This is a genomic window from Streptomyces sp. NPDC005811, assembly GCF_040630405.1.
Taxonomy (GTDB): Bacteria; Actinomycetota; Actinomycetes; order Streptomycetales; family Streptomycetaceae; genus Streptomyces.
The window spans coordinates 1-11830 of record NZ_JBEXXK010000111.1 but is presented as its reverse complement, the minus strand read 5'-3'; the positions used below and the strand labels follow the sequence as shown (position 1 = coordinate 11830).

The following is an 11830-nucleotide window of genomic DNA, read 5'->3' as shown; positions in this document are numbered from 1 at the left end:
GAGAACCGGGCGGCCACTCCTTCGAAGCCACTGATGGCAGAGAACCGTCAGCCACACCCGGCCCTCCCGGGCCGCCTAACAACTTACGGAGAACCGTGGCTGACGACCTCACGTTCTCCGACTTCACCGCCGGGGAGAAGGTGCGGGTCGCCGCCCTCGTCGCCCGCATGGCGAAGCGCGGCGCGGCCGGACCGACCGTCGACCTCTCCGACCTGAAGACCCGGATCGAGCGCATCGAGCGGCAGGCGCTGCGTCGCAAGAAGACCGGCAAGTAGACCGCCCGGGGCGGCCGTCCGCCGGCCAAGGAAGACCAGCCGCCCCGGGCCTCCGTACCCCAGCAAGAGGCAGGAAGACCACAGCATGACCGAGACCATCGAGCACCCGCCACAGGCCGCGCCGACCGGCACCGAGACCGTCGACGCCCCGCCCATCCCCGTCGACAACCCCCAGCTCCCCGTCCCCGGCGTCACCACCGAGAAGCGGCGCCCGATCGTCGCCCCGTGGCTGCGCTCCCGCCGCGACCTGGCCGCCACCGTCGAACGCGCCGCCGGACACGCCGGATACGCCACCGCCTACCACGGCCTGCGCGCCCCCTGGTACGCCACGCAGCTGGCCATGATGGCCCCGCGCGGCGCGGCCCGCCTCGTCACCGGCACGAACCGGTGGATCTGGGATCGCGAGGCCGCGCCCCTGCGGGACTACGCCGTCCGCACCGAGGACGTCGAGGAGTACATGCGCCTCGCCCGCCTGCGGTCCGGCCGCATCCGCCTGCGCGGCCTCGTCACCGTCGTCGCCGCGGTGTTCGGCACCGGGTTCGCCCTCTGGCTGTACGTCATGGCCCCGGCGTTCCTGTGGGTGTTCGCGGCCGGCGGGGTCCTGACCCTCGGCTACTTCGGCCAGCAGCCCGACGCCCCCGTCATCGGCCCCGCGGTGATGCGCACCGAGTTGCAGAAGCTCACCGGCACGATCGTCCTCCGGGCCCTGGACTCCATCGGCAACCCGAAGATCTCCGCCGCCATCAAGAAGGGCGGCGACATGAACGGCATGCGCTTCACCAGCGAGATCACCCGCGACGGCCCCGGGTACCGCGCCGACCTCGACCTCCCCTACGGCGTCGTGCCCGAGGACATCATGGAGCAGCGCCAGGCCCTCGCCTCCGGCCTGCGCCGCAAGCTCGGCTGCGTCTGGCCCTCCGGCGACCCCGACGAGCACGAGGGCCGCCTCATCCTCTGGGTGGGCGACAAGCCGATGAACGAGACCAGCAAGCCGCCGTGGCCGCTGCTGAAGGAGGGCGAGGTCGACCTGTTCCGGGCGGTCGTCTTCGGCAACGACCAGCGGATGCGCGACATCAAGGTCACGCTGATGTTCGCCTCCATCGTCATCGGCTCCATCCCCCGCATGGGCAAGACGTTCCTGCTTCGCCTGCTGCTGCTCATCGGCGCCCTCGACCCGCGCGCCGAGCTGTGGGCGTTCGACTTCAAGGGCACCGGCGACCTCGGCCCGCTGGAGCCGGTCTGCCACCGGTACCGGTCCGGGGAGGACGACGAGGATCTCCTGTACGTCCTGCACGCCATGCGTGAGCTGAAGGAGGAACTCCGCCGACGGGCGAAGGTGATCCGCAACCTGCCCAAGTCCCGCTGCCCGGAGTCGAAGGTCACCCCGGCGCTGGCCAGCGACAAGAGTCTCGGCCTGCACCCGATCATCGTCGGGTTCGACGAGTGCCAGGTGCCGTTCGAGCACGAGAAGTACGGCGCAGAGCTGGAGTCCATCTGCACCGACGTCGCCAAGCGGGGGCCCGCCCTCGGCATCGTCGGCATGTTCGCCACCCAGCGCCCCGACGCCAAGTCCCTCCCGCCCGGCATCAGCGCGAACGCGGTCCTGCGGTTCTGCCTGAAGGTCATGGGTCACACCGCGAACGACATGGTCTTGGGCACGGGTGCGTACAAGGCCGGCATCCGCGCCACGATGTTCTCCCGCTCGGACCGGGGCATCTGCTGGATGTCCGGCGAGGGCGACGACCCGCTCATCACTGCGTCCGCGTTCGTCGACGGCCCCGCCGCCGAGCTGGTCGTCGCCCGCGCCCGGAAGGCGCGCGAGGAGTACGGCAACATCACCGGCCACGCCCTCGGCGAGGGCCCCTCGGCGACGGTCGGGATGGACGTCCTCGGCGACGTGCTGAAGGTGATGCGGGCGGACGAGAAGGCCGTGTGGTGCGAGCGCCTGGCCGCCCGGCTCGCCGAGCTGCGGCCCGACACCTACGGGGAGTGGAAGGGCGAGAACGTCACCGCCGCGGTGAAGCCGTGGTCCGTCAAGACGGACCAGGTGTGGGGCACCGACGACGAGGGCGAGGGCAAGAACCGGCGCGGCATCAAGCGCGCCGATGTCGTCGCCGCCGTCACCCGCCGTGAAGCGGATCGGCTCGCCGCCTGACCCCAGTACGGCCGCTAGACCTAGCACCCCGCCCTGCTAGGTCTAGCACCCCCACTAGCACCGGAACATGCCCCTGACCTGTTACCTAGCGTCTAGCAGCGGGGGCCCGGGAAACGGGAAACACCCAGGATCCGAGAGGGAGAGACACCCATGCTGGTTGCTATGGCCGCGCTGCTGCTCGCGCTCGGCGGTTACGCAGTGTTGTGTGCGGTCCGGCCGTTCGCGCCCTGCCGACGGTGCCGGGGTACGGGTGAGGTCCTGCGGTTCGGGAAGCCGCGGACGTGCCCGTGCTGCCGAGGGAAGAAGCTAAGGCTGCGGGTTGGCCGACGCGCGCACAGCGCCTGGCGCCGTACTTACGCGGCTGGCACGCGCTGACTGCTGGCAAGTCGAGGAGTCAAGTCCGGGGGCAGGCCTGCCCCGCACCTACTGCCCGTGGGCGAGCGCGAGCGCCCGATAGAAGAAGGCGATTCGCTCGTCTTCCATCTCCCGCAGCCCTTCGCTCACGTCGACACCGAAGTACTCCCCGAACGCGTCTACGACCGCTTCGACGGCGCCCATGGCAACCATCGCCGCGGCCATGATTGTGGCGGCCTCTCCTACGAGGCCGCCGTCGCCCGCGGTGTTTCGGGCGCGGCCGATCATCCACGGGCGGTTGTGAGCCGCACCGGACGTCAGCCGGTAGGGCGCGGGAAGCCACGAGGGCATGGCCTTGGAAGCGCGCTCGGTGATGTTCATATCCATGGCTGCGGTCTCGCCATCGATGACGTACCCGATCAGCTTGCCACTGGCGTTGTGTCGCTCGCTGGCCTGGCACTTCTGCAGGCAGTCCTTGACGTAGACCAGCATGTCAGCGGCCTTTGCCTGATCCTCGGGCCCGATGGCATCTGCCAACTTCTGGGAATGCGTGGCATCGGTCATCCACATCCCAGCCAGTCGGGCGAGCCGCTTGTTCAGGGGAATGGTGGCGTCGAGGAGGTACTCCGCGAATAGCACGCCCTCCAGCACGACCCGGCTGAGAGTGAGGGGCGACCACACCGGAGGCGGCTGCATGAGAATGTCGTGTTCCAGGGCTCGCACGTGGTCGAGCGCGTTGCTCGTCGTGAGCTCCGCCGTCTCCAAGAGCAGGGCGTGGAGACTCTGCCGCTCGGTGCGCAGCGGCTCGCTGAGGCCGTCGATCTCGGCCGCTTCTCTGCGAAGCAGAGAGGTGGTGTTCTGCTCGAATGCTTCGGGGTCCTGAACGCGCAGAGTGTCATCTGCGAGCTCACGGAATCGCGCCAGGATCGCGGCAACTTCCTGGGCAAGTTCAGGCGTGATCGGCACGGTGAAGAGGCGTATGGCTTCGCCCTCAGGCATAACGTCGTTCATGGGCAGAACGGTAGGCATTGAGGCGTTCTTGGCAGTAGCCCTTATTGCGAGACCGTCAGAAATCCCGCGATCGGGTGGATCCAGGCACTGGGGCGGTGGGCACGTTCCACCCATGAAGACCCGTGATCATCAGTCGCTGTGCTTGTCCGCAGGAATCCCCGCATGACCCGAGCAGAGCGGCTCGCTCTCCTCGGCCCGGAGATCGTCGCTGCCATGGACGCCTGCGAGGACGCGGCGCCGGATCCGGCGTCCGATCTCGTGGCGAAGCTCCGCCGGATCATGATCAGCCCCGCGGGTGGGATCCCGTCGCCCCGGCCGGAGCCGGCTGAGACCCACATTGCCGCGGTGCCGGCCTGATGGCGGGCGACTTCTCCATTGAGGAGGCGGAACGCCGCCTCGGCCCCGCAGCAGCGGCTGAAGCACGCCGCAGCGCGGCAGCAGCACCTCGGCTTCGCCCCGAGCAGGTCGAGCACCTGCGGGCCCTGTTCGCCTCGATCCGCGGGACGTGACCGACGGAGTAGCCCCCAGAACCGTGTGACAGAGGCCCAGCGGCTTCTTTGCGTCACCGTCACCGCTGCCCTGAGGACGGCCCGCTCTCAGCCAGTCGCGCTCGCGCGGTGGCCGCCCATTCGGTCAGGGCAGCCTCGAACTCCTCCCGGCTCGCCGTAAAACGGTTCCATGCGGCCGCATCATCGCGGTGTGCGTGTACGGCGTCCGCCCAGCCGTCGAGGCCTTCGAGGGCTTCTCCTGCAGCGCCGACCAACTCCCATGCCTTCGCTATCTCCGGGTCATCGACCGACAGACGCAGAACAGCTTGGCGGAAGAGAAGTTCCTTGTGGCGTTCCTTCAAGTCGTTGTGAGCTTCGGTGGCCGCCTGCCCCGAACCCAAGCCCTCCTCAAGGTATGACCCGACGATCCGGAGCGCGTGCTTGAGCGCGATGCGCACCTCGTCTGCGGCAGCGAGGAACGACGCGTATGCGTTCCGCCTGTCTGTCCACAGCGCGAGATCACGCGCATCGGAGAGCTGCAACTTGACACCCTCGACCACGCCTTTGGCCGAGGCCTTGCCAGCCGCGAACGCGCATATCGCGCCGATGATGCCGACCACGCCCGTGATCGCGGCGGACAGTACCGCCGCCTTCCCCTGGTCCATCACTCCATTGTCGTCTCCTGTAGCGCCACTCTCGTACCGTCAGCCGCGCCGCGCGGCAACCGCGCCGGTATACGTCTCGTACCTTCGGTCAAACCATGCGATCAGGTGGAGCGGTGCTGAGGCCGCCAGGGCAGCAATGACCACATGAACCGCATTCCGTGCCAAGACTGCCCCGCCATGACTCCATCGGAAAGACGCCGCGCGATCCTCGGTGACGACGTCATCGCCCACATCGACGAAGTCGTGGACGCAGCACCGGATCCGACGCCTGAACTCGTCGAAGAGTTGCGCCGCATCATGACGAACCCCGCAGGCTCGACGCCCAAACCCCTACGGCCGTCGTGTTGCCAAAGCCTGGGTTCCGTGTGATGGCGACGCCGTTCTCCTTCGCCGACTTCGAGGCCACCTTCGGCCCGGAAGGCGTGGCACGCGCAGACCACTCGGTGGCCTCCGCTCCCCCGTTCAGCCCGGAGCAGCGCGAGCGCTTCAAGGCCCTGTTCGCCTCGGTCATCAAGGAGGAGGAAGGTAGTAGCAGTCCATGACAAAGCAGTTTGTACGCAAACGCTGGCACTACGTCCTCACGCTTGCATGGGCGAAGGGCAAGTACTTCGAGTTGGCCACCTTCGAGGGCAGCGTTGCGCCCCTTCCCGGCCACAGCAGGCAGCAGCTGTTCAACCACCTCTACAACAGCTCCGTGAAGCGATCGAACGAGACGCCTGACGCCTACGTGCTGTTCTTCTCATTGGAGCCTGACGAGCTGGTCCCGGAGGAGTAGCGCAGAGGCCGGCCAGACGGCTCGTTGCCGGGATGGTCGTGCACTTGGCTGGGCATGCCTGCGCCATGGCGACAGGGATGGGGGTGCCGGCTATGGGTTGGCGGCTGGAAACGGGCCTCTCTATCTGGATCGGGATCGTCGGGCTGCTGGCGCTGGCCGTCGGAGGCAAGGCCCGCTCCGTGGAGGTGTCAACCGTGGGTGCCGTGCTCGTGGCGCTCGTCGTCCTCAGCCTCCTCGAACGCTGACGCCCCGCTGCCCGGGTTCTGTTCCTCACCCGGCTCAACAACGCAGTACGGCCCCCGACGGATGTGACTTCGTGCGGGGGCCGTGTTCCGTCCGTCCTCAACGGCCTGGGGTGCGGGGCGGACGGAGATCAGGAGCGCTGTCCCACGGGCTTCGGTGCCGCCATGCAGCCGGCCCCGGGAAGACACTCGAACACATCGACCGCGTAGTAGGCGCCGCGCTCACTCGTTGCTCGGCCAGCCGGGGCGCCGCCCAGCCGCAGCGAGGCGCCGCACCAGACACACGCCCAGCCGGAGTACCGGTCGCGGGGTAAGTCCCAGGCGTCCGGCATCTCCCAGCTCACGGCTCCTCGTCCGCGATCGGCACCAGGTCGTAGGCCTGCCGACAGGACAGGCACGCGAACAGCCGTGCCCCGCTGGAGTCCCGCACCGGCCGGGCCGTGTTGCTGTACGCCTCGTGCCAGGCGCAGAACGCGATGCTCGACGTCTCCCGGACCGCCTTGCCACCAGCCGGCGGCCACTGCCGCTCAGCCCCGCTCACGACGCACCCCCGGCGTGCCGCGGGTGGCTGCGCATCTCGATCTCCAGCGTCGTCGCCCGCCCGATGTTCCCGGCCCTCTCCGCCTGCGCGCGCCGCCGATCGAGGCCGGCGCACACGGTGCAGCCCGGCACCGGTTTCGGGGGCCGCGTCGGATCCGGCAGCGTGATGGTCGGCTCCTGCGTCGTCCTGTGTAGAGCGCTCACCTCGGGATCCCTTCGTCGCTCCCTCTCACCACGAGACAACTCCCGAACAACCGCCCGCACCGGACGTAGCCGCGGACGTTGCGCCGGACTTTCCCCAGCAAGCGGACTTTCCCGCCCGCACCCTGCGGCTACGGTCAGAGCAGGGGCGAACACCAGGAGTACGAAGTGGACGACGAGCCGACGCCGTTCGCGCGCGAGTGCACAGCGCGCGGATGGGACAAGCCAGCCATGTTCCTCCGCGCCTTCGAGACGACCGCCGCCCTCGTCGGTGAGCCCGTCGTCGTCACCGACCGGCAGTTCCGCCGCTGGCGCCAGCCCAACCCGCCCCGCCCGCGGCCGCGCGCCTGGCGCGTCCTCCACGCCATGTTCGGCCTCTCCCCCCTCGATCTCGGTTTCCCCGGCCCGGAGCCGAGTGCGACGGTGGGAGCAGCAGGACGCAGGGAGGTGGTGGCAGTGGACCGCCGGGCGTTCGTCGCCGACTCCATCGGTGCCGCCGCCGGCCTCGCCCTCGGCTCTCCGGAGGCGGTGGGAACCGCGCACATCGTGGAGCTCCGCGAAGGCCTGCACTCCCTGTACACCCTCGACGACGCCTACGGCGGCGGTGACGTCCGCTCCCTGGCCGTCCGGCATCTGCGCCGCGTCCGCCGCGTCATCAACACCGGCTCGTACCCGGACACGATCGGCCGCCAGTTGCAGCTCCTCGCCGGGGAGACGGCCGAGCACTGCGCCTGGCTGTACTACGACGCTGACGAGCAGGACACCGCCCGCCGCTACTGGGGCGAGGCGCTGACCACCGCGACCATGCTCCGCGACCTCGACCTCGAGGTGCTCGTCCTCGCGTCGCTGAGCATGCAGGCCGCGTTCGAGGGACGGCCGCGCGACGGCTACGACCTCGCCCGCGCCGCCCACGAACGGGCGGTCGCCCTCGGCTCGCCGGTGCTGCTGTCCCTGATCGCCGCCCGTGAGGCCCGCTCCCTGGCCCTGCTCGGCGACCAGACCCTCGCCCGGCGCCGGCTGGCGGACTCCATGCGCATGGTAGAGCGCCCCGCCCGAGGACGCCCCGCACCGCAGTGGGCGGCGTTCCACGGGCACGCCGAACTCGACTACGCCCACGGCCTGCTCTACACCGACGCCGGGCACCACAGGGCGGCCGTGCCGTTCCTGCGTGCTGCTCTCGCCCACCAGGACCGCACCTACGGCCGGAACCGGGCCCTGTACCGGCTCACCCTCGCCCGCGGGCTGGTGCGGGCCGGAGAGGTCGACGAGGGCGCAGCAGAGGCCGTGTCCAGCCTGGAGCATCTCGAAGAGGTGGAGTCCGGCAGGGTGACACGCCGCCTCGCCGAGGTGCGGTCGCTGCTCGACGAGGTCGACGCGGCCAGCGCTCGTGAGGCGGCCGGGGAGTTGACGGAGTACACCGAGCAGCGGAGAGGGGACGGCGGATGGCCGAGGTGAGGTTCGAGCGGTGGGAGGGCCCGGAGGCGGCCGGGCAACTCGACGCGTTCCTCCCTGCCTATGAGGAGGTGTACGCGGAGCCTCCGTACTGCGAGGGCCCGCGGGATGTCGCCGAGTTCATCGACCACTACGGGCAGCAGATCCGGTCCCGGCCCGGGTTCCGTCTCGTCGTCGCCTACGGCGGCGGCCAGGTGGTGGGCTTCGGCTACGGCTACCGGCTGCCTGCGGACACGAAGTGGTGGGCGAACCTGCTGGATCCGGTGTGCGCGGAGTTCGGCCGGGAGACGGGCGTGCGCACGTTCGCGGTGATCGAGCTGGCGGTGCGTAAGCCGTGGCGCCGCCGCGGTGTCGCGGCCGGCCTGCACGCGCGGCTGCTGGAGGGCCTGGCGGTGGAGCGGGTCACGCTCACGGTGCGCCCGGAGGCGGAGGCCGCGCCAGCACGGGCGGCATACGCGGCCTGGGGCTACCGGACAGTGGGGCGGTCGCACCCGTGGCCGGAGGCGCCGGTGTACGACGCCATGGTCCTCGACCTCCGCTGACCGAGACAGGGGTACCCGTTAGCCGGTACCCCTTGCGGTCGTCGCCAGGGACCTGGACCTCCGTAACGGAGGTCCAGCCTTCTGACCAGTGCTTTCGCTCGATGCGCGAAGGGGTACGCGCTGGTGCGGACCCCTGGAGCGGTCTCCGTCACCCCACCGACGGTCAAGCTGACCGTCGGTTCAACCACTGCCGTAACGGCCGCGGTTGCGCCCGTCAGGGGCAGGTCTCGTCGAACTTGACCGCGGTGAACTTCACCGGCTGCCCGTTCAGCTTCGCACCGGCCTTCGGGGACTGCGAGCACACCTGCCAGTTCGACTCGATGAGGATGAACCGACTGCCCCCGGAGGCGTCTTCGACGGTGATCGAGGTGCTGGAGTCGAGGGCTGCGCGGGCGGCCTTCACGCTCTTCCCGCCGAAGTCCGGCATCGTCCCGCCCGCTTCGGCCGGCTCGCTCTGATCCTTTGCCGGGCAATCCTCGTCCAGCTTGACGGCACCGAAGTCCAGTTCGGTGTCCGTCGGCACGGTCTTGCCGGCCTTCAGGCTCTGGGTACAGACCTTCCAGTTCCGGTCGAATGCCTGCATGCGACCCCGGCCGAGGGAGTCGTGGGAGGCGAGGGCGTAGAACCCGGCGGCCTGGGCGGTGTCCTGGGCGGACTGGAGGCCCATGCCGACGAAGCTGGGGACAGCCTTCGTCTCCGCCTTGTCGTTGCTGCTCGCTGGCTTGCTGTCGACCGTCTCGGTCGTGGCCGCGGGGGTGCTGGCACTGGTGCTGCTGCTCGCGCTGCTGGCGGTGTCCTTCGAGCCGCCGCCGTCGATCGCGTTACCGATCGCGCCGAGGACGAGGACACCGCCCGCGATGCCGCCGATGAGTTTCCAGTTGGCCATGGTTGCCCCCCAGTTGGTGCAGGTTGTGATGGAGGGTGAGCGTAGAGGCAGCAGTGTGACCGTGTGCCCTGTGTGATGGTGCTGTGACCCGAATAGGCGGATGCATACCCGTGGATGCGCCGACGTCGACCAGCAGTTGAACGATCACCCGATCAGGGTCACAACCCGGACACACGCCCCGCATGGGCCCCTCGCACGGCACATGATGCGGTCTCCACCACACTCACGTCCGGGGGGACCATGCGCCACGCCGCCACCGCTGCTCTGCTCACCGCCACACTCGCCCTCGCAGGCTGCTCCGGAAAGAGCGGCGAAGCGGACGCCAAGCCGAAAGCGAAGACCACGACGCCCACGCCCTCAGCAACTCCCGAGAAGCTGGAGCCCATCTGGGGACCCAAGCTCAAGGCCGCCAACGGCGACGACGACGAAGGCACATCCGCGTGCCAGATGCCGTCCAGCAACGCCTGCGCCAGATACGTTCGCGACATCATGGAAGTCGTCACTGGCCTCGAAGACGCCATCGAGAAGTCGGGGCGCGACTACCCGAAGGCGCAGGAGCAGATCACCAAGATGAAGGCCGCGCAGGCGGAGTACGTGGCCAACGGATGCCAGGGAGACGTCACGGCGGATGATCCAAACTCGCAGTGCTGGGGGGTGGCTGGCATCACAATCGGGACGATCACCCTCGACATGAGCCTCCTGACGGACGAGGTCGGCATGTAGGCGCGCGTGGCACGCCCTGTCCCTGCCGCGAGCGACAGAGCGGGAGGGGTGCCCGTCAGGGTGTCCCCTCCCGTTTCCTTCCTTACCTGCCGCGCGGCGGCTTGAGTGTGGCCTCGATCGAGCCGATGGCCTTGACCTTGCGGCGGCCGGTCTCCACCCACAGCTCGCCGAACTCCTTCTCACCGAGCCGGATCTGAATGACGAGCGGCTGATCCGACCCACCCGCAGACGCAGCCGCGGCAGCCGCGGCGGCGGGGGCGTAGCCGGAGCGGCGAGGATGATTGAGCATCGACGCCCACGGCGCCGACTCCAGCGCCTTCCGCCGCGAGTCCGGACCCGACCACACCCGCGACCCCGCAGGCAGCTGCAACAGCTCCGGCTCGTGCTCACCCACCCACGTCAGCCCCGACCGGATCCCACCCGTCGCCGCCCCGCCCACGATCCCGCCGGCTGCCTTCCCGCCGAGCGCCCGGTTCAGCGACTTCGCCAGCGACGCCATCGTCTTCTCCAGCTTGTCCTGGGACTTCTGGAGCTTGGTTGTGGCCGCGGTCTGCGACTTGATCGCCGACGCGTACACGGCATCCGCGGTCGTCTTCCCCGCCCCGGTGGCCGCCGTGTTGATCTGGCGTTGCAGGTCGTTGAGGCTGCTGACCTCCGACGACGACGCCCCCAGCAGCGCCCCCGCAGTCTCCAGCCCGCCACCGTCGATACCGGCCTCGCCGATCTGCTGGATCAGCGACTTGTCGAGGCCCTTCGACTTGAGCCCCGTCAGCGCGGATGCGAACGCCGTCGCCTTGTCCCGGGACGCGGTCAGGCCGCCCATGATCGAGGCCACGGTGACCGGGGCATCCCCGGACGAGCCCTTAGTGATGTTCGCTGCGGACAGCACGCCGGACTTCACCGACGACGCCAGCGACGCGGAAGCCTGCTTGAGATCGTTCAGCTTCGACTTCGCCGCTTCGAGAGCCTTGTTCACCGAGGTCAGGGACTTCTCGTGGGCGATCAGTTTCTTGCCGTAGGAGTCGAGGATCCGCAGCAGTCGGGCCTCTTTCGCCCCGGACATCTGCTCCTTGATGCGGGAACGAACATCACCCAGCGTCGACGTCAGCGAACCCATGTCCGATGGAGAACTCAGACCTTTCATCTGCGACTTGGTGACGAGACCACCCGCCGCGAACTTCGGCAGCTGACCGGAGTTGATCAACTCCAGGAGTCGGCGGTGCCGCGCCGTCTGCTCCGCGTTCACGATGAACTCGGTGTTGCTGCTGCGCACCACATTGCCCGACCCCAGCAGCGTCAGGATGCTGTCCGACGTGCCGCTGCCAGGGCCCTGGATATAGCCGCCGCCCGGGTAGGCCTGTACGTCCCCGCCGCCCGCATACCCACGGACCCGGCCGCCCCGTGCGTAAGACTCGTGGATCCGACCGTTACTGACTTTTGCGACGTAATGTCGTTGGGGGCTGACGATGTGTGATCGTTGCGGTATGCCGGTTGTGTGAGATATCCGCAGGGTGGTGGGCT

The 11830-nt window shown here is 69.1% G+C and carries 15 protein-coding genes and 1 pseudogene; 10 read left to right on the top strand and 6 right to left on the bottom strand.

Annotated features, from left to right (window positions below):
- The first annotated feature begins 95 nt into the window (after positions 1–95).
- Positions 96–275 (top strand): DUF6257 family protein, encoded by a 180-nt coding sequence (locus ABZ490_RS51505; RefSeq protein ID WP_359007791.1) that lies wholly within the window; start codon positions 96–98, stop codon positions 273–275.
- 85 nt (positions 276–360) lie between these two features.
- Positions 361–2430, top strand: coding sequence for a cell division protein FtsK (locus ABZ490_RS51500; protein ID WP_359007788.1), 2070 nt, complete (start codon positions 361–363; stop codon positions 2428–2430).
- A 423-nt stretch (positions 2431–2853) separates the two neighbouring features.
- Here the strand turns inward: ABZ490_RS51500 and ABZ490_RS51495 are convergent, their stop codons facing one another.
- Positions 2854–3795 (bottom strand): hypothetical protein, encoded by a 942-nt coding sequence (locus tag ABZ490_RS51495; RefSeq protein WP_359007785.1) that lies wholly within the window; start codon positions 3793–3795, stop codon positions 2854–2856.
- A 162-nt stretch (positions 3796–3957) separates the two neighbouring features.
- Here ABZ490_RS51495 and ABZ490_RS51490 point away from each other — a divergent pair, with 162 nt between their 5' ends.
- Positions 3958–4152, top strand: a complete 195-nt coding sequence (locus ABZ490_RS51490) for a hypothetical protein (protein ID WP_359007782.1) — start codon at positions 3958–3960, stop codon at positions 4150–4152.
- Between the two features lie 211 nt (positions 4153–4363).
- Here the strand turns inward: ABZ490_RS51490 and ABZ490_RS51485 are convergent, their stop codons facing one another.
- Complete coding sequence (locus ABZ490_RS51485) at positions 4364–4948, bottom strand: hypothetical protein (RefSeq protein WP_359007778.1); 585 nt, start codon at positions 4946–4948, stop codon at positions 4364–4366.
- Between the two features lie 144 nt (positions 4949–5092).
- Between ABZ490_RS51485 and ABZ490_RS51480 the strand changes: the two genes are divergently transcribed.
- The 4 genes from ABZ490_RS51480 (at position 5093) to ABZ490_RS51465 (ending at position 5968) form a co-directional block, all read left to right on the top strand.
- Positions 5093–5317, top strand: a complete 225-nt coding sequence (locus ABZ490_RS51480) for a hypothetical protein (RefSeq protein WP_359007775.1) — start codon at positions 5093–5095, stop codon at positions 5315–5317.
- Positions 5317–5490, top strand: a complete 174-nt coding sequence (locus ABZ490_RS51475; protein WP_359007772.1) for a hypothetical protein — start codon at positions 5317–5319, stop codon at positions 5488–5490. Before ABZ490_RS51480 ends, ABZ490_RS51475 begins: the two co-directional genes overlap by 1 nt.
- A complete protein-coding gene (locus ABZ490_RS51470; RefSeq protein WP_359007769.1) occupies positions 5487–5723 on the top strand; it encodes a hypothetical protein in 237 nt (78 codons plus the stop codon). Before ABZ490_RS51475 ends, ABZ490_RS51470 begins: the two co-directional genes overlap by 4 nt.
- Before the next feature lie 83 nt (positions 5724–5806).
- Positions 5807–5968: a hypothetical protein gene (locus tag ABZ490_RS51465; RefSeq protein WP_359007794.1), complete on the top strand. Its 162-nt coding sequence runs from the start codon at positions 5807–5809 to the stop codon at positions 5966–5968.
- Between the two features lie 337 nt (positions 5969–6305).
- Here the strand turns inward: ABZ490_RS51465 and ABZ490_RS51460 are convergent, their stop codons facing one another.
- Both ABZ490_RS51460 and ABZ490_RS51455 read right to left on the bottom strand, forming a co-directional pair.
- Positions 6306–6506 carry a hypothetical protein gene (locus tag ABZ490_RS51460; protein ID WP_359007766.1) on the bottom strand — a complete coding sequence of 67 codons (201 nt, stop codon included), beginning with the start codon at positions 6504–6506 and terminating at the stop codon, positions 6306–6308.
- Entirely contained in the window at positions 6503–6709 is a 207-nt protein-coding gene (locus ABZ490_RS51455; protein ID WP_359007763.1) for a hypothetical protein, read from the bottom strand. Before ABZ490_RS51455 ends, ABZ490_RS51460 begins: the two co-directional genes overlap by 4 nt.
- A gap of 165 nt (positions 6710–6874) precedes the next feature.
- Between ABZ490_RS51455 and ABZ490_RS51450 the strand changes: the two genes are divergently transcribed.
- On the top strand, positions 6875–8161 hold the full coding sequence (locus ABZ490_RS51450; protein WP_359007760.1) for a hypothetical protein: 1287 nt from the start codon (positions 6875–6877) through the stop codon (positions 8159–8161).
- Positions 8149–8700 (top strand): GNAT family N-acetyltransferase, encoded by a 552-nt coding sequence (locus ABZ490_RS51445; protein ID WP_359007757.1) that lies wholly within the window; start codon positions 8149–8151, stop codon positions 8698–8700. Before ABZ490_RS51450 ends, ABZ490_RS51445 begins: the two co-directional genes overlap by 13 nt.
- 214 nt (positions 8701–8914) lie before the next feature.
- Here the strand turns inward: ABZ490_RS51445 and ABZ490_RS51440 are convergent, their stop codons facing one another.
- Positions 8915–9586, bottom strand: coding sequence for a PASTA domain-containing protein (locus tag ABZ490_RS51440; protein WP_359007754.1), 672 nt, complete (start codon positions 9584–9586; stop codon positions 8915–8917).
- Between the two features lie 240 nt (positions 9587–9826).
- On the opposite strand from ABZ490_RS51440, the gene ABZ490_RS51435 reads away from it, so the two are divergent.
- Complete coding sequence (locus tag ABZ490_RS51435; RefSeq protein ID WP_359007751.1) at positions 9827–10309, top strand: hypothetical protein; 483 nt, start codon at positions 9827–9829, stop codon at positions 10307–10309.
- Between the two features lie 82 nt (positions 10310–10391).
- Here the strand turns inward: ABZ490_RS51435 and ABZ490_RS51430 are convergent.
- A pseudogene (locus tag ABZ490_RS51430) lies at positions 10392–11830 on the bottom strand (phage tail protein); the annotation flags it as partial.

What these genes read in the sequence shown, in the direction of transcription:
- ABZ490_RS51500 (WP_359007788.1), top strand. Translation starts at nt 361, where the DNA reads ATGACCGAGACCATCGAGCACCCGCCACAGGCCGCGCCGACCGGCACC.
- ABZ490_RS51495 (WP_359007785.1), bottom strand. Translation starts at nt 3,795, where the DNA reads ATGAACGACGTTATGCCTGAGGGCGAAGCCATACGCCTCTTCACCGTG.
- ABZ490_RS51490 (WP_359007782.1), top strand. Translation starts at nt 3,958, where the DNA reads ATGACCCGAGCAGAGCGGCTCGCTCTCCTCGGCCCGGAGATCGTCGCT.
- ABZ490_RS51485 (WP_359007778.1), bottom strand. Translation starts at nt 4,948, where the DNA reads ATGGACCAGGGGAAGGCGGCGGTACTGTCCGCCGCGATCACGGGCGTG.
- ABZ490_RS51480 (WP_359007775.1), top strand. Translation starts at nt 5,093, where the DNA reads ATGAACCGCATTCCGTGCCAAGACTGCCCCGCCATGACTCCATCGGAA.
- ABZ490_RS51475 (WP_359007772.1), top strand. Translation starts at nt 5,317, where the DNA reads ATGGCGACGCCGTTCTCCTTCGCCGACTTCGAGGCCACCTTCGGCCCG.
- ABZ490_RS51470 (WP_359007769.1), top strand. Translation starts at nt 5,487, where the DNA reads ATGACAAAGCAGTTTGTACGCAAACGCTGGCACTACGTCCTCACGCTT.
- ABZ490_RS51445 (WP_359007757.1), top strand. Translation starts at nt 8,149, where the DNA reads ATGGCCGAGGTGAGGTTCGAGCGGTGGGAGGGCCCGGAGGCGGCCGGG.
- ABZ490_RS51440 (WP_359007754.1), bottom strand. Translation starts at nt 9,586, where the DNA reads ATGGCCAACTGGAAACTCATCGGCGGCATCGCGGGCGGTGTCCTCGTC.
- ABZ490_RS51435 (WP_359007751.1), top strand. Translation starts at nt 9,827, where the DNA reads ATGCGCCACGCCGCCACCGCTGCTCTGCTCACCGCCACACTCGCCCTC.